This window comes from Legionella spiritensis, from assembly GCF_900186965.1.
In the GTDB taxonomy this organism is placed as follows: Bacteria; Pseudomonadota; Gammaproteobacteria; order Legionellales; family Legionellaceae; genus Legionella_C; species Legionella_C spiritensis.
This window is the reverse complement of the sequence record NZ_LT906457.1, coordinates 1,362,546-1,385,451: the sequence shown is the minus strand read 5'-3', so window position 1 is coordinate 1,385,451 and position 22,906 is coordinate 1,362,546. Positions and strand designations below refer to the sequence as shown.

Genomic DNA, 22,906 nt, shown 5'->3' with positions numbered 1-22,906 from the left:
GGGACAGCGGCATAACAGGGATGACAGGTTCAGGATTATGGATTCAATTATTACTTCTCCAAAGCGTTCAATAATCGGTTATTTTAATAAACAAGTCAGTGAACACGGTAATAACGTCGCTCTCATAACACCCCAGGAAACCATTTCTTACCAACAACTGGCCTCCCGCGTAACATTACTGGCGCGACATTTACAGGAGCGTGGTGTCAAAGCGGAGCAATTCGTTACTATTGCATTGGAAAGAAGTATCGAGTTTGTGGTTTCCTGTTTGGCCGTACTCAAAGCGGGTGGTGCTTATATTCCTCTCAATACGGACGACGATATGAGTCATATCCGAAGTATTGTTAAGGATAGCGGCAGTAAGGTGCTGTTGACCAGGGGAACCGGATACGAACAATTAAACGATGGTTCACTCACAGTGATGGATCTCGATGCCCTCCATGAAGCATGTTGCCATGCCAGTTTTTCCAAACCAGCATATCATCCTGTCGCGTATGCAATCTACACCTCAGGTTCAACCGGACAACCGAAGGGGGTTAACAGCACTCAGGAAGCGCTGTTAAATCGCCTCGAATGGGTGTGGCAGCAATATTCATTCAGCCGGGATGATGTCTGCTGCCTCAAGGCCCCGGTACACTTTGTGGATTCAATCGGAGAGATTTTTTTACCGTTGCTGCAAGGGGTGCCACTAGCAATAGTTCCACCAAAACTGGAACTGGAACCTGAGCTTTTTCTGGAATTTCTAGCAACCCAACGGATCACACGCCTGGTTCTCGTTCCTTCCCAGTTGCAGGTGATCCTGGATTACAGTCCCTGCCTGAAAGACAGGCTACCCGCACTCAAACACCTGGAAATCAGCGGCGAAGGTTTATCGACAAAACTCGCTTTACGGATACAACAAGCCCTCCCCCAAACGACGCTTATCAATAGATATGGGTCAAGTGAATACACCTCTTGCATTTTTCATGAGATTGGTACTATCGATACCAGGGAAACGATGATCCCTGTTGGGAAGCCTATACATAACACCCGCGTTTATATCCTGGATAGTGATATGAAACCGGTGAATCCCGGTGAGCGGGGAATATTATGGCTGTCCGGCAAGGGTTTGTCGCCCGGTTATCTGAATAATGACCGCCTGACCAGGCAAAAGTTTAAACCCAATCCATTTTATGAAGAACACCAGGAGTCTCTCTGGTATTCACGCATTTATAACACTGGAGACTTGGTGCGCTTGAATGAAAATAAGGCGCTCATTCATCTGGGAAGGGCTGATACCCAGGTCAGTATTTATGGCAATCGTATTGAATTGTCCAGCATTGAAGCCTTGCTCAATAACCATCCGGGTGTCAAACAAGCCGTTGTTGTTTTAAATAAACATAATGATATCGAACATTTAAAAGCCTATGTATGCTTCGAGGATAACATTGCAGATTTTGTCCAACTCCGGGAACATCTTGCCCGTTCATTGCCGCAATATCAGATCCCAAGCATCTTTAAAGCAGTTAAAGCATTCAAACGGCTTGCCAATGGTAAAATAGACAGGCGCGCCCTGCAATCAATGGATAGAGTGGTCGAGGAGGCAACTGTTGCCGAAGGAAATCCGATCACCGATTACCTGATTTCAGCATGCCAGTCGTTATTACCCATTGGAAAAATCGCACGAAACCACACTTTTTTTGAATTAGGCTTAAACTCACTGATGTTGATGACATTAGTGACCATGATTCAAAAGCATTTTGGAATTCATTGTCAATTTTCCGATCTGAGCCGCAAAAACACAGTGGGACGGTTGAGCCGGTTCATAGCCGAGCGACTTGCCAAACAGGAAAAAATACCGAGTGCCCATGCCGTTACATTGCAAAACGGCAAACCGACGATCGCGCAAATGAGATTCTGGTTACTGGAAAATAGAATCAATGGCGATGAAAGTCCCAATCATATCGCCATAACACTAAGAATCAATGGTTTGCCGGATCTAGCAAGATTACAGCGGTGTCTGACGGCGATTATCAACGACAATCCGGCTTTGTCTACGAATTTTAAATACCTGGACAACCAGTTAAAAGCCATCGCGCATACCCTGGATTGGCATTTAGACGTTATCAGCTGTGATGAAACCAGACTTGGTGCCTTATTGGAAAACCACATCAAAAAGCGCTTCAAGCTTGAAAATGATTACTTGTTGCGAGGTTGCCTGTTCGAAATTGAACAGGACTATTCCGTGTTAAGTATTGTCGCCCACCACATTATTTTTGATGGCTGGTCGCAGCAGCAATTTTTAAGGTTATTGTTCAACAGGTACAATGGGGCGGAAGATCTCGCCCAAGTTCCTTACGTGGAAGATAAAAAACTTTGGCCGCCTGACACCAGCCAGCTGTCACGTTTTCAAGAGAATCTGGCAAAAATTTCCTCCGTCCATTTGCCTGTTGAACTTCAAAAACCGGCGGTGACTTCTGTATCGCAATACCGCTTCAAAATACCTGCCGATAAAGTCATCGCTATTGGCGACCTTGCCAAAAAAAATCACAGCACGGTTTATCTCAGTTTATTATCAATGTTTGCGGTTTTTTTAGGCCGTTACACTCAAAATCGTGATGTTTCATTAGGAACGGTCATTTCTCTGCGTGACAGTAATGAAATGGGATGCCTGATAAACACCCTTCCCATGCACATTCATCTGGCGTTTGAACAAGACTTCGCTACGTTACTGGCTGACGTCCAGGCACGATTTTTTGATTTTTATCCGGTTATTGAATATGCCCTTGATCCGGATTCCGGTTTAAGTCAACAGCAACTCAAGGCAGAGTCTGAATTAAATGTCTTTTTCATATTTGAAAAAATTCATGATCACCAGGACGGTGATTTGGGAGGGTTTGGCTGTGAATTATTATATCCCGATCAATCCGCCCCCAAATCATCCCTCGGTCTTTATATTGAAGAACATCAGCATGAATTAAACGGTATCTTTAAATTTGATCCGACGCTCTTCAGGACCACGACGATCCAGCGGATAGCAAATAACTTTCTAACGCTGATAGATTCCATTTTGTGCGCCCGGGCCTTGCCACTGTACAGGCATCGCATTTTGCAGACGGATGACTACCACAAACTTCTTTATCAATGGAACGATACGTCTGTACCAAAAAAATACAAAACACTGAGTCGCCTGCTCTACGAAATAGCCGGTCAAAGACCTTCTGATACCGCCGTTATCGATCACGACGGCAGCACTTATGACTATGCCTGGATCTTGCAAAATGCTGAAACAATGGCCGGTGCATTCATTCAAAAAAAACATACGCCGGGCAGTGTCATTGCCGTTGCTGTCGATCCTGGCATCGATATGATAGTGGCGCTGTTTGCAATATTGAAATCAGGTTCGGCCTTTGTACCGCTGGATCCACGCCATCCTGAAAAACGGCTGCAACATATTATTACAGATAGTAAAGCCGGGATACTCGTCACGGAAGAAAAATATTATACGTTTTTCAAGAAGAAGGCGGCTCGGGACGTTCAGGTTTGTACCGTCGATGTATTACGTAATCATCCGCACCCTGCGACAACGATAGATCATGCCGCTATCGACGACACCGCATGCATTATCTACACATCCGGTTCTACCGGCCGTCCTAAAGGCGTCAAAATAAGCCATTATTCAATATGCAACCGTTTGAGCTGGATGTGGGATGCTTTCCCCTTTACGGCAACGGACAAATGCAGTCAAAAAACCGCACTAAGTTTCGTGGATTCCCTGTGGGAAATTTTCGGACCGATTCTTGGCGGCGTACCGTTGTCTATTATGAGTCAGCAGCAGCGCGATTCCATTGAAAAAACAGTGACAAAGCTTATCAGGGATCAATCGACAAGGTTAGTGATCACGCCCTCCCTGTTAAAGGTGATTCTGGACTACCTGAGCGTCAATGAATTAAAACTTGAATCACTGAGAATGTGTGTGATTAGCGGCGAGAATGCAAGCGGTACGTTAATACCATCAATCAAGGCCCATCTCCCCAATGCCAGGTTATTAAATCTCTACGGCTCTACGGAAGTCACCGCCGATGCCAGTTTCTATGAGGTTAGCGATAAAGATTGCGATGCGTCCTCAATTCCGGTAGGCCGCCCCCTGGATAATATGCAAATGTTTGTGCTTGATGAGTATTGGCAACCATTACCCATAGGGGTTATCGGGGAATTGTTTATAGCCGGTGACGGGGTTGCCGGGGGCTATCTGGATGACGCGTTAAGCGCGGATAAATTCATTACCCGGGAGATTGAACCGGGCAAACCGAGACGATTATTTAAAACCGGTGATTTGGCCGCCTGGCAGGAAGACGGCAACGTGATTCTCGCCGGCCGCAATGATAATCAGATCAAAATAAATGGCATGCGCATCGATTGCCATGAAGTTGAGTATTACTTACAAAAACATCACGCTTGTGTCCAGGCCATCGTTCTCCCCTGGCATCAACCGGGTTTTGCCGTACTCATTGCGTTTATTCTAAGTCCCGACCGTCATTTAGAACCGGATGAATTAAGAGATTACCTTGGACTTCATCTCCAGGATGCCTTTATCCCGTCGTATTTCTACGTGCTTCAATCCTTTCCGGAAACGATCACGGGCAAAATTGACAGAACAGCGTTGCTCTCGCACCATGAGCGGCACATCAGCACGCCACAGAACAAGCCTCAAGCCATTGGTGAAATGGAACAACTCATTTTAAATTTCTTTAAAGACAGCTTGCCTGACAAAAACATTGATGTGAACGCCAGTTTTTTTGAGCATGGTGGCAGCTCTCTTTCCGCCATGGCCCTGGCCCATCGCGTCAAATCATTTTTTGACATTGACGTTGGACTGTCGGATTTATTTGATAATGCAAGCGCCAGAAAATTTGCACGCTTCATTAGTCACGCCAAAACCAGTACTGTTGATATGCCCGAACTGCTGCACACTCAACGAAAAGGAAATCAGTTTCCGGCGTCCGGTGGACAACGTGCGATATGGTTCGCGGCCAATGCCAACCTTGATACGCCATGGTTATTTAACGTGCCATTCGTGATAAGTCTATCCGGAAAACTTAATATCAAAGCCCTGGAAACCGCTATCAATCGAATTATCAGCGAAAATGATTGCTATCAAGTCAATTTCAGCCTGCAGCAAGGAAAACTGTATCAAATAATTTCACATAACCATTTGATTATAAAACATATTCGCGCGTCATCAAAATCGGAACTTAATCAACAGTTAATCGAACACGCCAAACACACCTTTTCCCTTGAGCAAGGCTTGTTAATAGCAGTCACCCTGTTTCAATTGAATGCCTCGCGCTTCGAGTTGCTTGTCAATCATCATCATATCATCACCGATGCCTGCTCAATCGGCAAATTCCTGGAAAAACTGGGTCGATATTATAACCTCGCTGCCAATGACTCCTGTGAATACGAACATAAAAAAACAAGGCGGATAGACTATATTGATTTCTCGCAGTGGCATAACCGCTTGCATGAGGAAGGCGTTTTTCAGGAACAACTGGATTACTGGCGAACGCAGTTAACGATTAACGCAGCGTCGTCCTTGCGGCCCGATCGATTTGACAACCATAGCGTCTCTTCGCATGAAGGCGCGAGGTATCATCAATCGCTGTCATTAAAAAATACCCGGGCATTGACCGCACTAGCCCATGACAATCATGCGACGCCAAGCCTCGTATTACTGACCGTGTTCAAACTGGTATTATCGAGATTTTGCAATTCCAGAACCGTTTTACTCGGCATGCCCGCAGCCCACCGGCACTGGCCGGAATTAACCGACATGCTTGGGTATTGTATCAATACATTACCGGTACTTACCCAATTCAACAACGCCTCTCATTTCAGCGAAGCAATAGCCATTGTTAAAAAAAGTATGTTTGAAGCCTTGAAACATCAGGATATATCATTGGGATTTGTTCAGGAAACACTTGGCATATCATCCCCCTACAAGATAGGGTTTGATTTTAACAGTGACAATCAGAACTATCATTTGGATGCCCAAGACCTTGAGAGCAAAATAAGATATCTGTATCTCGATACGGCACAATATGATTTAACGCTGTTTGTTAACAAAACCGATTCAGGTCTTGATTACTCATTCGAATACAAGACTGCGCTATACAGTGAAGCGTTTATTCACCAGCTGGCAAGGTATTTCAACGATTTAATTCAACATGTGCTTCGACATGGTTCATCGAGTCCGGTCTTACACTATTTGCCCGCAGACGAGGAAAAACTATTGCTGCAACAAGGTAGTATAAAAGGCAAACACTACCCAACGACGGGTCGATTTTTTAACGATTTTATACAAGTCGCCAGGCAATACCCCGAGCGTATTGCAATCCATTCCGGGCAACGCGATCTAACCTATGCCGGTCTTATGAAGGCTATTGATGAAATAGCTCATCGTCTCTGCGCACAATTACCCCTTGCCTCGACTAAAAAACAGCCTGTCATTGCCACTTGCCTGCCGCAAAATACCGACTGGCTTACAGCGATTTTAGCAATCTGGAAGATTGGCGCGTGTTATCTGCCTTTGAATGCCACCTTTCCGACCAAACGAATCGCTGCGATGAATCAAACCGTGTTGCCTGATCTGATTATCACCGACTCGCAGCTGCTCAACAAACATCACGAGGCTTTTGGTGATAGTCCGGCTCTGGTCATCGATAAGGCAAAGGAGGCAAATCAGAGCGCGTTATGGAACTTTGCAAGCGGGAAAAAAAAGAAACCCTACGCCTATATCATTTTTACTTCCGGAACAACCGGTACTCCGAAAGCCGTTCCTGTTTTCGAAGAAGCCTTTTTGAACACCGCTTATGCTCAAATAGAAGCCTTCCGGGTTAATGATCAAAGTCGTATATTACAATTTGCAAACTGTTCCTTCGATGCGTCCCTGTCTGAAATTGCAACCGCCCTGTTGTGTGGCGCCAGTCTCTGCGTCATACCGGATCCGTTACGCAAAGATGCTGACGCGTTGCTGGATTACATCAACCGGGAAGGCATCGATATAGCGACTATACCACCGGTTATGTTGTCCATGATGCCAAAAGATAAATCACTTGGCTTAAAAACGTTAGTCGTTGCCGGTGAGTCCTGTCCCGCGGACGTTTTTTATCATTGGTCCCGGGAAAGACATTTCATTAATGCCTATGGACCAACAGAGGTAACCATATGCGCCTCCTTGAAGGAAGTGGACAGTCAGACGTTACCATCCTGTATTGGCAAACCTTTAAATCGCATACAACTCTACGTTCTGGATAGCAGTCAAAATCTTGTTCCCCGGGGCGCTGAGGGTGAATTATATATCGGTGGCCCTCAACTCGCAGACGGTTATCTGTCTCAAGGCGAAGACAACCGGCATTTTTGCTCTGTGCAAATCGCCGGTATCAAGAAAAAACTCTATCGCAGTGGTGATTACGTACGCTGGCTCATGAACGGCGATTTGGAATTCATTGGCCGGGTAGACCGGCAAATGAGCTATCACGGCGTACGAATCGAGCCCCGGGAAATAGAACAAAGACTGGAAGAGCTCTCCTTTGTCAGGCAGTGTGTGGTATCGCTTGAAGGTAATGAGCACCTCGTCGCATTCATTGAACCCGATAAGCCTGCCACCGGGCAGCACGATGAACTGGAGTTTTGGCCCTCCGTCGCGGAATTTTTCATCTATGATGAATTTCTTTACAGTGTTATGACCAATGATTTGAAAAGAAATTATTTTTACCAGAATGCCTTGAATGATCTGGCAAAAGATAAGCTTGTTTTAGACATAGGCACTGGCAAAGATGCCATTCTGGCACGACTGGCGCTTGATGCCGGTGCAAAAAAAGTCTATGCCATCGAATACCTGCAAGAAACCTATCAAGCCGCTAAAAGAACGCTGGAAAATCTCAACCTGACCAACCGTATCATTTTGATTCATGGTGATTCTCGGCAGGTATCACTGCCCGAGCCTGTTGATATCATCGTATCGGAGATTGTTGGTGCGATCGGTGGTTCTGAAGGGGCGGCAGTCATTCTTGATGATGCAAAAAAACGTCATCTGAAACCAGGCGGGGTATTGATTCCGGATAAAGCCATCACAAAAATAGCCGCCGTGTCGTTACCGGATGAGTTTCTGAATAATCCCGGTTTTGCGCCACTAGCCGCAGACTATGCCGACAAGATCATTAACGATCACAACGTGGGTTTTATGCCAAGGATTTGTATTAAAAATATCAGGCCCCAACATCTGATTTCCGAGGCAACCACATTTGAATTATTAGCGTTTAACCAGGATCCGGCTTCCTCAGGGACGCATCAAGCCGCAATAAGAGTAACCCGTGACGCCCCTTTTTCCGGATTTATCGCATGGCTTAATTTGTATGATCATAACAACGGAAGTATTGATATTTTACAGGATACCCACTGCTGGCTACCGGTTTATTTTCCAGCGTTTGAAGACAACCTGATCCTGCGAAAACAGGACTTGATTGATATCCGATGTGAGTACAGGTTATGTGATAATGGATTAAATCCTGATTATCGAATCCATGCGGTGATCTGGCGAAATCATCGAAAGATCAGCACCTATTCCTATGACTCTCTGCATTTTCACCCTGCTGACAGCGCCCATCCATTTTATAAAAAATTATTTGTAGACAACCAGGCAATCATTAGCAAGGCGCTTTCCGCCACGCAATACCAGTCATTAATAAAACATCAGTTAGTACTTCACTTCCCCGATTTCATGCGACCGAGGCACACCATTTTGCTTGACAGGTTCCCACTCAATGCAAGTGGTAAAATAGATAGGCATCAACTGTCAAAAATATTTGCGGAAAAGTGTCGTGATAGTCGTGACTATGAAGCACCAGTAACGGCACTGGAACGTCAATTGCAGGAAGTCTGGTCCAGACTGCTGTCGCAAAAGGATATCGGTCGCAACGTCAGTTTTTTTCATCTGGGAGGTGATTCCATCACGGCTATAAGCCTGGTGTCCGAACTGCAAGGTTCAGGAATGAATCTTAGTGTGCGGGATTTATACGCCTATCCAAGCATTGCGACGCTTGCGCTTAAAATTGAAGAAACCAGTCGCCATACCAAGCCTGGCTCAGGCAATGTCTCAGCGATGTACACCAGCCCCGAATCGGGCTTATACCCGCTAAATCCGTTGCAACAGGATATGCTCACAGCGTACCGGTGGTATCCGGACTCTGATTTGTATATCAATCAGGTGTATTGGCTAACGACCATCGAGGATATGGACAGCTATCAGCAAGCCTGGCAAATATTAATTGCCGAGACGGAATGTTTGCGACTTAGCTACGTATGGGACGAGCAGGGTATTTGCGGGCAAATAATTAATTCCGCCCCAATGCTGAACTGGGACATTGCAGACTGGTCCAATCTCAGTGAAGAGAAACAACAGTCCCGATTGAAGTCCTGTCTGGCTAAAGACAGAAAACAAGGATTTGATCTTGCCCTGCCTGCCCCGATGAGGGTTCGATGCTTTTTGCTTGGTGGTCAACGTGCCTATGTGCTCTGGACTCACCATCACATCATTCTGGACGGCTGGAGCTTGCCGTTATTACTCAAAAGACTCGATGAAATATATCACGACCGGCTTTTTTCATTTGAGCGGCAACGAACATCCGGCCCCCAATTCAGTCGATACCTGGAATGGCTTCGCGCAAGGGACAGGGATGCGGCCGTCACATTCTGGAAATCACAGCTTGGGGAAATTAGCCGGGCAACACCATTACATTTCTGCCGGCAATCGCTAAGCGGTTATGACATCACCAGTTCCCAGTCGATTCTTTCAACCCGGCTCCCTGACGTTAAGACCCATGAGATAGAATTTTTTGCAAAAACGCATGGGATTACCATTAACACTATTTTGCAAATGGCCTGGGCAATAACGCTGATGTATTATAGCGATGAAGACGTGGTTATGTTTGGTACCACCGTTTCAGGACGCGACATTGATCTTCATCAGGCGGCCGAAATACCCGGTATGATGATAGGCACTGTCCCTATCCTGGCCAATACCGCCAACTACCCGAGTCTCCTGGACGGTTTATATCATTTACAAAAAACCATTCACAACGCACAAACCCATGCCCATATTGGGCTCGGCGACATAAAACGGGCTATCGGATGGGCTGACTCATCCCCCCTGTTTCATTCGTTATTCGTCTTTGAGAATTACCCTTCCGGCATCAACCATGGGTTTCATGTGGATGAAAAAACCAATTTTCCACTTGTGATAAGTCTTATACATCAGGATTGCTTACAAGTAGAACTGACCTACGCGGATAACTATTTCGCACCCGCGATGATGAACCGGCTGCTCGCCCGATATTGTAAAACTCTTGGACTCATCACCCGATCACCCAATAACTCAATAAACGAGTTAACGCTTATTACCGATGAAGAGATTGCCTTACTTAAACGATGGAATACAACCCGGGTTAAAACGCCGGATACGACGATTCCCCATCTTTTTGAAACGGCCTGTCATCATCATCCAAACCGCATAGCGCTGGAGCATGGCGAACTGAGCCTAACCTACGAGGTGTTCAATCAACGCTCGGATGCGCTATGTCGGCGTTTAGGTCATCAATACAAAACCATATTCGGATCGTCATTTACGCCTGAAACGATTATTGCCGTCTACCTCGATAGAGGAGTCGACCTGTTTATCAGTATCCTTGCGATCCTCAAGGCAGGAGGATGTTATCTTCCCCTGGATAAAAACTATCCCAGGTCGCGTAATGAGTTTATCATCAAAGATTCCGCGCCTGCCTTTATCATGACCAATCAAGCATTAGCGCCGGATGTATCCGAACACACATTATTGCTGGTTGATTTGGAAACGGATACGGAGGATGCGTCGGTAAAACCGCCCGTTATAACGACCAATAACCTGGCTTATATTATCTACACATCCGGTTCAACCGGCACCCCTAACGGCGTCATGATCGAACACAAGGGCGTGGTCAATCTGGCACTGAATACCGCCAAAGCCTTGAAAGTAGATAGCAACAGTCGATTGCTGCAATTAAATTCACCCTGTTTTGATACGTCGGTACAGGAATGGTCGTTGGCGTTACTCAACGGCGCCACCCTTGTGATCCCAACCAAAGACGAGATGCCGCCCTCCAAAAAAATCGGCGAATTGATTCTGGAAAAGTTCATTACCCATCTCAACGCGCCGCCCTATGTTATAAGTAGTACCGACTACCAGAGATACCCCAGCCTGAAAGTCATCATCAGTGGCGGCGATATCTGCCACCCTTCACTCGTTGATAAATGGGCCGGTGATTATTACTTTGTCAATGATTATGGTCCAACTGAAACCACGATTTGCGTATCAATGACCCGATGCCTTCCCGGCAAAAAACCAACCATTGGCAGCCCTCATCCCAATACCAGATTCTATGTTTTAAACACCCGTGGGCAATTGGCGCCGATTGGTACAATTGGAGAGTTGTATATTGCCGGTGTCGGTATGGCACGAGGGTATTTGAATCGCCCCCACTTAAATGAGTCGCGCTTTCTTACGAACACGTTTGAAGACACCGACGTTAACGCGGATTACAAAACACTCTACAGGACAGGCGATCTGGTTCGCTGGACAGATGAAGGAAAACTCGAATATATAGGAAGAATCGATTCCCAATTAAAAATCAGGGGATATCGGATCGAGCCTGTTGAAATTGAGAACTGTCTCCTGACCCATAAAAATATCAAAAACTGTGTCGTTATAGCCGATGGAAAAGAGAGCCAGAGACTTTCCATTTTCATTGAAAGACTGGATAGCAACGCATCGACAATCGAGGAATGTCGCAGGTATATGCAAAACAGGTTACCAACGTTTATGCTGCCTAATCATTTTGTCATGGTTGATGAATTGCCGCTGCTGCCTAATGCTAAAATAGACCGAAAGGCTTTGTTCAAGCAATTAAACAATATCGTACCCGTAGATAGCCATGAGCGTACTTTAAATCAAGAGCAAAAGGCTCTTATGGATGCCTTCACCCAGGCTTTAAACTATAAGGAAATTACCCTCGATAGCCACTTTTATACGATAGGAGGAGATTCTATCAATGCGATTCAAGTGTCTGCCATCATGCAACAAAAAGGATACCACCTTACGCCCAATATGTTATATGAATTCCCGACAATCAAGGCACTGGCGCAACAACTGGAAAAGCATAAAAACAGCAAGGCTTTGGCGCGCATACCCCAGGGTAATATTGAACTCAGCCCGATCCAGCACTGGTTTTTTGGGAGGGAGCTGGCGAATCAGCATCATTACAATCAAGCCGTCATGCTTGAGTATGATGGTACGTTTCAAAAAGATTGTGTCTTAAAAACCATAAAGGCACTGGAGGAACGTTATGATAGTTTGCGTTTGCGTTTCAAGCGCTGTCGCAACCGTTGGACACAATACTATCATCAGGACGTCTCTGGATTATCAACCATAGCGTTTCATGACTTGAGCGATGTTAGCCCGGAGGAGCAGGCAAAAACTATCGATAAAATAAGCACCCGGTCTCATACCATGCTAAACATTGAGCATGGGCCAATGATGTCTGTTCTATGTTTTACCGGACTACACACCTCCCGTGATCAATTATTCTGGAGTTGCCATCACCTGTTGTGTGATACGGTAACATGGCATTTATTGCTTAACGATTTCAAAAAAATCTATCTCGCGCTGTCACAGGGCAAGACAACTGCCAATTATCCCAATCGATCGAGTTACGCGGACTGGGTGAATGCCTTAAAAAAATATGCCAGGGAGAATGCCTGTCCCAATCAAATGCCATACTGGCTGGAGGTAGTAAAATCCATTCAACCGATAGCATACGATTACAATGCGTGCGAATTTTATCAATCAGACTCCAGATCCCTGGTCACTTCACTCTCGCATCAGGAAACCAGGGAGTTGCTAACCTGCGCCAATCAATATCTAGGCACCAGGCCTCAAGAGTTGATAATAACCGCATTACGCCTGGCTGTTTATCAATGGCGTGGACTGGACGAGTTGTCGATCACTATGGAAGGACATGGCCGTGAACCCATTTGCGATACCATAGATATCCATAATATCGCAGGCTGGTTTACCACTCTTTTCCCAGTGCACTTTAAACAATCCCCTACCCAATCTGCCTTACCTCTTATCCTTGACACCAAAAACCATCTGCGACGCATACCGGATAAAGGATTAGGTTATGGTGCGTTACTATACCTGCTTCCTGACAACCAAACGAAGAAACTGCGCCAGGCAAACATGCCAAATCTCAGTTTTAATTACATGGGTGTAATGGATAATCAGGTACACCAGGATCAATTTAAAATTATAGAAACGAAATCCGACGACTGGGTTGCTTGCGAGAACCGTTCTGATTATCCTCTGGCAATCAATTGCTATGTCATTAATAATCAATTTAAACTACAACTAGGCTACAGCAGCAAGCACTTTAAAAAAGCATCCATACAAACCTTGTTAAAAAAAATGGCACAGGGACTAAAAGACGTTTTATCCTGTGCCAGGGAACAATATAAAGTCGTTCATGCAGCCTCGGACTTTCCCCTGCTGACCTTATCGCAAGCAACGGTCAATGTATTAAGCCAGGATAGTGAAATAGAATCGATTTATCCCCTGACTCCTTTGCAACAAGGTTTGTATTTTCATTCCAGGGCAAACGTTGACCCTTATGTTTCTCAACTGTGCTGGCAGGTTCGCAAAGGGATTTCTCTCAACCTGTTAAAAAATGCCTGGGCCGCTTTGGTAAAAAATAATCCGGTTCTAAGAACCGCTTTTCATCAGCTTTCAGACGGTCAGCTTATCCAGGTGGTTCACCGTTTTAAAGAACTCCACTGGCAGGTATTGGACTGGTCAAATTTAGATGAAAATTCTTACCAGTACAAACTGACCGAATTGCTTACTCAAGATAAAGGGAACGGGTTTGATCTGACTAAAGCAGGATGTATGCGCTTCTTTATTATCAAGGCAAGGGATGGCAAACACCTGTGTATATGGAGCCATCATCATATCATCCTTGATGGCTGGAGTGTCGGCCTCTTATTGCAACAACTGGACGACTGTTATCAAACACTTGCCCCTGGAAAGTCTTTACATGCCGCCAGACCGCAACCGGTCAGGTTCGAAGATTATGTAGCCTGGTATATCAACCAACCGAGACAACAAGCTCTCAACTATTGGAAAAATTTACTGAAAGGCTATCAGGAACCTGCCACCCTGTTAATTCACAGGTACCTGGGAAAAGCTCCGATTACCAGTCATAGAGCCTTGCAATTTTCACAGCAGATCACCCATGCCTGCCAAGCGTTTTGCAAGCAAACAACCATCACCATGAATACCCTTTTACATTCAGCATTGGGATTAATCCTGGCGAAATACAGCCGCCGGAAAGATATCGTTTTTGGTATGACCATCTCCGGGCGAACTATAGAATTGCAAGGTGCTGAAACAATTACCGGTCTCTTGATAAACAGCATCCCGGTTAGAATGCGGCTCACAGATGACGTTTCTGTCACGGATGTCATTCACAGCTTGCACCGACAGATCCATGAATCTCAAAAATACGCTTGTATCGGCCTTACTGACATTCAACACGCTATTAACTGGCAATCGGAAAAGCCGATCTTTAACTACCTGTCCGTATTGGAAAACTACCCTCACCATGAGTCGCATTTATTTGAGCATTGTACGGTCAAAGAAGAAACACACTACCCGTTGTCATTCGTGTTTGAGGATCAAAATGATCTTAAAGTGACCGCAATTTTTGATGAGCATTGTTTTTCAGGTTCACTCATAGAATCGATGCTAACCCACTTGCAATGCTGTCTGATGGAAATGACAAGGAAACCGGACGCGGCCATTGCGACGATAGATATTTTACCTCGGAATGAACGCGATAAAATTTTACACACCTTTAATCAACCCATACATGACAAGATTGCGAATGAGGCAAATATTATCTCGACGTTTGAGCGTATCAGCAAAAAATACCCCCATAACCTGGCCCTTTGCCATCAACAAACGTCGTTGACTTACGCACAACTTTCCGAACAAATCACCAGGTTTTCAAATTACACCCTTTATTGTCTGCAAGAATCGGGGGTGGTTATTGATAGCGGATCGCCAGTCCCATTACTGTTAAACAAAGGGATCCAGCAAATTATTGCGATATTTGCCGTATTGAAGCTGGGTTGTGCCTACGTGCCTGTCGACCCGGATCTGCCACAAGCCCGGATCAACACCATCTTATCGGACATCAATAGCAAACTTTTGATCCATGATGAGGCCAACGCTCAAAAAGCGTCGGTCACAGCGAAAGGATGTTGTATCAATATCGATAAAGAATGGCATGTATCAACCCGGCATAACCTGAAACTACGGCCACTAACCAAAAATAACCTCGCGTATATTATTTTTACCTCAGGAACCACCGGCAAGCCCAAAGGCATCATGATAGAACACCGCAGTGTTCTCAATTACGTTGAATGGATGGCTAACGCCCTGTCACTGAACGCATCGGATCGCTTCATGCAATTTGCAAACTATGGCTTCGATGCGTCAGTATGGGAAATTTTTGTACCGCTATTAACAGGTGCTCGCTTATTTATCCCGGGAGAGAAAGAACTCCAGGACTTCAGGAGCCTGGTTGCCTGGATGAAAATCAAGGACATTACCATCGCCCAATTCGTCCCTTCCCTGTTTCCTGTATTTCTTGAGATTAAGGAATTTTCAAACCTTGTGAATTTACGCTATTTATGCGCCGGTGGTGAAAAATTATCATATGATGCCGTCAAATCGATATTGAAGAAACTCGATCTCGAGATAATAAACCTCTACGGGCCTACGGAAGTTACCATCGATGCTACCTATAAAAGAATAAACCGTGACAACTTCCTGGAACTGGATCATATTCCAATTGGCAAGCCACTCGCCAATTATCAGGTCATCATCCTCGATCAGTATCATCAATTATGTCCGCCCGGAGTGCCTGGTGAGTTGTGCGTCAGCGGTCTGGGGCTGGCCAGAGGTTATTACAGACAGGAACAATTGACGAATAATGTTTTTATTAGCAATCCTTATAGCGGCAATACGACAGGCAGCGGAACCCGACTTTATAAAACAGGCGATCTGGCAAGCTGGTCCGCAGATGGCGATATCTATTATTCAGGACGCGAAGACTCGCAGGTCAAACTACGGGGATATCGCATCGAGCTTGATGAAATCAAAGAACGCATATTGGAAATCAGGCAAATCCGTCAGGCGGAAGTACTGTGTATGGACAAACCTGATCAATCGCTGGTAGCGTTTTGCTCCGTCAGAGCGTATGGCGCGGAGGATGGCTTATCTACCGAAACCCTTGTACAACAACACCTGGCAACATCCCTGCCATCGTACATGATCCCGACAAAAGTCATCGAGATAGAGCACTTTCCCCTAAATGCGAATGATAAGATTGACTATACCAAACTCAAAGCGCTGTATCAGTCATCAAGTGGTGTGCCTCAACATAGTCTCAGAATACATGATCAATTTATTGCAGAGAATCTGAGTCTTATCTGGAAACGGATTTTTAACGTCGATGAAATTTCTCCAGACAGTCATTTCTATCATCTGGGTGGTCATTCTCTGAAAGCCATGCAACTGGTTTTGGGGATAGAAGAACAATTAGGGATTTTTTGCCATACCAGTATGATTTTACAAAATCCCAAATTCATCGATTTAGTCGCGGCCGTTAGTGCTGGAAAGTTACTCCCCGGTAAAACCCTCAATTTTAACGCATTAAATGGCAATACCAGCGAGCTTTCATCCGAGCAGAAAAGAATCTGGTTCTTATCGAATATCAGTGACAATATCAGTCGAAGTTATAACATGATCCTGAGCTATCAGATCATTGGCGAACTGGATATCGGCAGACTCGAACATGCCTTCCGGCGTTTAATCAATAACCATCCCATACTCCGCGCCCGTTTTTCACAAATTGATGGCAAGATTGTGCAGCACTCAACGCAAGACATTGAGCCGTTGCTAAACGTCATGCCTGTGAAAGATGCTGGTGAGGTGGACAGACAAATACAAAAAATTATAAACCATCCTTTTGATTTAACGTCCCGGTGCTGGAATGTCCTGCTCTTGAAGCGAACGAAGAAAGATCACATCATGATCATAACCATCCACCATATCCTGGGTGACGGATGGTCATTAAAATTAATGATGGACGACATAGCTTGCTACTATAATAAACAACAAGTCGATATTGCTGGCAACCCATACCATTATGGACATTATATCGCCTGGCAAAAACAATTTCTTGAATCTGCCGAAGCGAAAAAACAACGCCAGTACTGGTTGGAAAAACTGAAAAATTATGAACGCCTTTCGCTGCCCTATGATAAGGACTCACCGGACTTTACCGAATTTTCATGCAACACCTTCCATTTTTATCTAGGAAATAAAAGACTAAAAGCACTCCATAAACTTGCCGAACAGGAACAATGCACGCCATTCATGGTGGTGTATGGTCTGCTCAATATCCTGCTCTATAAAATCACCCAACAGGTGGACATTGTGATTGGCTTGCCAATCACACAACGGGTGATCCCTGATACCGACAAGATCATTGGATGCCTGCTCAATACATTAGTCTTGAGGAATCAATTTTCAGCCGATGACCGTTTTTGTGATTTTCTGGGCACGTCCAGAAAGGTTTGTCTTGAAGCTTATGAAAATCAACTATTCCCGTTTGAAAAGGTAGTGACCGACGTCGAGCATGATCGTGATCCCCTTCGCAATCCAATTTTTCAGGTTATACTCAATTGGTTTAGCGATGATGAAGTCGCCACACTGAGTCTTGATGGTTTGGATGTTAAACCGTACAAGATAGCTCACCCCTATGCCAAATTTGATATCAGTTTTTCGTTCACCCATAAAGAAGATAGGCTCGGTGTTACGATGGACTATAACCGATCATTGTTTTCCTATGATTTCATGCGCGAAGTCAAACGCAGTTTACTGAATATCATCGATTCGGCGTTATCAAATCCGGATATTCGCCTTGCCGACATTCCATTATTAAAAGATTCACAGCAGTCATCTCTATTACCATTACATGCTACGGCACCGGAGTTTACCTTGCCAGCCGGTGATCTCTTTGATGTATTTCAACACCAGGCTTTGAAATACCCGGATAAGATTGCCGTTGTACATAATACCGCGTCCATAACCTATGCTGAACTCCATGAAAAAAGTCTGGCACTTTCGGCAAACATCACCAACCATGGCAAAATCATCGCCATTGTCCTTGAACGCGGTACAACACTTATCAATGCCCTGTTGGCGGTACTGGCCTCCGATAACGCGTTCGTTATTATCGACCCCCATCAAATGCCTGTGGCGCGTATAGACAAGATCGTTCGACAATGCGATATCAATACAATCATTACATCGACCGAACATCTTGCAAGGCTTTCTTCATTAAAAGCAGATCCCTGTCGATTGATAAACATCGATACCTGCAAGACTTCCGATGCACCACCTCCAGCCAGGGGCAGACCTCAGAGCCTGTCCTGCGAAAAAATGGCTTACGTGATTTCAACGTCAGGGACTACAAGTGAACCCAAGATGATAGCAATAAGCCATAAAAATCTCTTGAATCATCTATTATGGCGTCAAACGGTATTTCATCTTTCAGCCCGGGATGTTGTCCTGCAAAAAACCAGTGCAACCTTCGATGCCTCAATCTGGGAATTTTTCTTACCACTGTTTTTGGGTGCCAAGTGCGTCATCGCAGATGAACAACACATGCTTCAGTTTGAAACACTTTTCGATATCATTGAAGACAACGCGGTTACTATCGCTCAATTTTCACCTTCCGTGCTGGAATTGTTATTACAATCACCGCACGCCAAACGATTGAATGGCCTTACCCATCTTTGTATCGGTGGCGAAGTATTCACACGCCGCCTGCATGCAAAATGCCGCGCCGTTTATCACGGAAACTTATACAATTTGTATGGCCCTGCGGAAACGACCATTGATGCCTCTTACCAGATTGTCGATACAAAAAAACAAAATCGGGATATACCAATTGGTAAAGCAATCAGCAATGTGGCTTTGTATATCGTTGACAGCAATCGCAAGTTGCTGCCCAAAGGTTACATTGGAGAGTTAGCCATAAGCGGTTGCGCCGTTGGTTTGGGTTATGTCAATGATCCAAAGCTAAGCAATGAAAAATTTATAGATAACCCTTTCTATCAATCAGGACAACCCGAAATTTTTTCCAGGCTATATCTGAGCGGCGATTTGGCGAGAATGAATAAAGACGGAACCATCCAGTTCATCGGACGCCGGGACCGGCAAATAAAATTTCATGGGATCAGAATAGACCTGACTCAAATTGAATATTATTTGACTCAGCACCCGACCGTGTGTGAAGCACGCGTTATCCTGTTCAAACAGGAAAACAGCTCCCACCTGGCCGCATTCTTAATGGGGTATGATGGAAACATGCCGGCGTATGACTATTGGCAACGTTATTTAACCAATTATCTGCCCGCATACATGTGTCCCGCCTATTTTCTGACAATAGACGAGATCCCTTTGACCAGCAATGGCAAAACGGATGAACATGCCTTGCGGCAGCGCATCAGTCAATACCTCTCTGAAAAAACACCGAGGCAAGACCAACAGGAACAGGAAAATGAATCCGTCTTGCAATTAAGAAAAATCTGGCAGGAAACACTCAATCATGCCCAGTTTGGAAACGAAGACAATTTCTTTCACGTTGGTGGTGACTCCATCTTATCGGTACAATTAGTCGATCGAATCAATCAAATTTTTGGCACCGCGTTTTCGATTACATGGACCTTCACTTACAATACCATCTTCAGGCAAGCTGCCAGCATACCCCTCGAACGCCATCGCTCTTATATGCCTGTTGTCCGATTGAACGAGATTCATGGTAATAAAAAATTGTTCTTTATACATTCGGGTGTCGGCGGTGCTGAGGTATATGTGAATCTGGCAAAATATCTTGATTCTTTTGAAGCGTATGGGATTGAGCCTTACAATTTTTATCATTCCGAAGCGATGATAGAGGATATCGGTGAACTTGCCGACTATTATCTTGGTCTGATAAAAAAATGCCAACCAAGCGGACCTTATCAACTGGCCGGATGGTCTCTAGGCGGACTTCTTGCCTTTGAGGTTGCTTATCGATTACAAAAGCTTGGCGATGAGGTGGAACAAGTATTTTTACTGGACAGTTTTCACTACGATAAGTCATCGCTGCAGCAAATCACCCGATTTTATTCTGAGAATCAGTCGAATAATAATTTATTGTCCGAATTATTGCATGAATCAAGACTGCCTGATAAATACCGGCAACGACTGGCAACTCTGATGTTGAATAACTGTAAAATGTTGCATGGCTACACGCCAGGGAAAATATCGGCACGGGTAGTCCTGTTCAAGGCCATGCACAATGAATATTTTGACGCCGGACTCTATCCGCAAAAATATATAGACGCCATTATGAATTTATATGCAAAACCCGATAATGGCTGGCACCAGAAAGCACGTCATCTTGACATTCATCAATTAGAGTGCACCCACAAAACGATGATAAATAAAGAACATGCACGTAATATCGCGCGACTCATTGACGCCACTAACCAATCCACACTGGCTGCGAGGATCCGATGAAGCGATCCGATGCCATGAACATACCAACTCTAAATTACGATTGCGGCATGGATCTCAAACCTTATGTAACGCAATCACACCCTGTCATCATTCGCCGATATTTGAATGCTTGTGTCACGGTACCGCACTGGTCCCTGGAGTCACTCAAAAAAACACTGGGAACACGTGAAGTCTCAAGCTGTTATTCGTTCGATGGACGCTTTGGCGCTGATCCGGATCGTCTGACCAGTAAACAGCAGGACAGAATCATAACCTTACCTTTTACCCGGTTGATTGATAAAGTCATTGATTCAAACCTTGATCAGGGTTTTTATTACCTGCAACAAGGTTCATTATTGACTGATTTTGAAGAATTGCGCGCCAACTGGCGGCTCCCGGATTGCATTGAGCATGATAAGGTAAAGGCGGTGAACCTGTGGATAGGGCCTAAGGATGGTGTCTCTGTTTTGCACTATGATCGCAGCAATAATTTTCTGATGCAATTGGAAGGCGTCAAAAAAGTCGTGCTCTATCGCCCGAGCGACTGCTTCCGCCTGTATCCGGTCAAGTGGACTTCGGATGCACACCACATCAGCCGTATCAATGACATATACTGCCCCGATCTTGAGAAGTTCCCGAGGTTCAGATTGGCTAAATCCTTTGAAATCTCTCTCTTTCCAGGTGAAATATTGTATATTCCCCCCTATTGGTGGCACCAGATCCACAGCATCGACACGTCTCTTTCAATAAATATCTGGTGGCATGCAAACGGGTTATTTCAAAAACTGGTACCCGCTTATCCACGCTATTTACTGCGTGAAGTATGGAGAAAGCTGCACTTTAAATAACCGACAATGGTTTGATTGGATGAAACTTCTTGACATAATATAAAGACAATACGCTGATCATAACTTCACCAGACACGATTGCCGCAATGGCGCCAGTCAATTGGTAAGCCGGTATCAGCAACACATCCAATAGGATAATACAACCTAACTGTGCCACTAACAGCTTATCGGTAATTTCCACGTGCTCGCCGTAGGTTAGTATCATCTGTGAAAAATCAAACAGGGAATAAATGACAGCACCCAACATAGCCAAAAGGAATTGCGGATAGTAAGCGATATATTCCTTGCCAAACAAGCCTAGAATCGTCTTGCCAAATACAATGAGTAAGGCAGCCACACAAATCAGTACTAAGGTTTTATATAAATTGGTGTTGTTTATGATCTTTTGTAGTTTTGGGTATTCCTTATGATCCATGATGGGCGCGATTAAAGGACTAATGACAATTTTGATCACTTGATTGACTAATACCAGGGGCAGCAGTACCGCAAAAATTGCGGCAAGAATCCCGAGTTCATAACTATTCTTACCTAACAATTTCAGCATCAGCATATCTACCATATTGATGGCGGAGAGAACACTACCCATGAGAAACATCTGATTGCTTTTCTTGTTCCAGTCGGGAATATTATATTTGGGTTTAAAACGGATGATTGTACGGCGGAAACTCTTAACCAGAACAACTTGCTGAACCAGAATAATTAACACCAGCGACAGACAATACGCGGCAATAACCCATACCAATGGTACTGCGATATTGCCAAGGTTGATGTAGATCGTGAACAGGAACAGGTTAAGCAGCAAAAAAAAGATAATTCTGGTGGAGATAGTAGCGGCTAAATAGTTCTTATTGGCATTCAGCAAATTATTTAGCAAGCCTGCACATACTTTCAGTGGAATGAGCCATATTAAAAAGAAAAACAAATGGAATTGTTTCGTCGTTTCCGGCCTTAGGAAAAACAGGTAATATCCAAACGCCGCCATAATGATACCAATAATGATGGCGACACCGGACAGGGTGAAAACCCTTCGCCACATCCAAATCAGGAACCCTCGAAGATAATTCATGGCATTATTTTCAAGGTAATAGGGAACGTAATAGGTTAATGCGTAGAACACGCCCCACTGATTGAAAGGCTTCAAAAAATCGAGAATTTGCAAGGTTAGAACGAATTCACCGAATAGCGTGGGCGATAAAATTCTGGCGTATTGCATACTGACAAGGAATTTCAGCGCCGTTCCAATAATCATGGTGGTTAACACGTACACTTCGTTGCGAAACAGCGTGTTGTTTTTTACCTGTTGCTGCGACAC

At 44.8% G+C, this 22,906-nt stretch carries 3 protein-coding genes; 2 read left to right on the top strand and 1 reads right to left on the bottom strand.

Going from position 1 to position 22,906, the window contains the following annotated elements; all coding sequences use genetic code 11:
- The first annotated feature begins 37 nt into the window (after window positions 1-37).
- A complete protein-coding gene (locus CKW05_RS06245) occupies window positions 38-20,767 on the top strand; it encodes a non-ribosomal peptide synthetase (RefSeq protein ID WP_058483861.1) in 20,730 nt (6,909 codons plus the stop codon).
- On the top strand, window positions 20,764-21,594 hold the full coding sequence (locus CKW05_RS06240) for a cupin-like domain-containing protein (protein ID WP_058483862.1): 831 nt from the start codon (window positions 20,764-20,766) through the stop codon (window positions 21,592-21,594). Before CKW05_RS06245 ends, CKW05_RS06240 begins: the two co-directional genes overlap by 4 nt.
- Here CKW05_RS06240 and CKW05_RS06235 read toward each other — a convergent pair.
- A complete protein-coding gene (locus CKW05_RS06235) occupies window positions 21,587-22,906 on the bottom strand; it encodes an oligosaccharide flippase family protein (RefSeq protein ID WP_058483863.1) in 1,320 nt (439 codons plus the stop codon). The genes CKW05_RS06240 and CKW05_RS06235 overlap by 8 nt on opposite strands.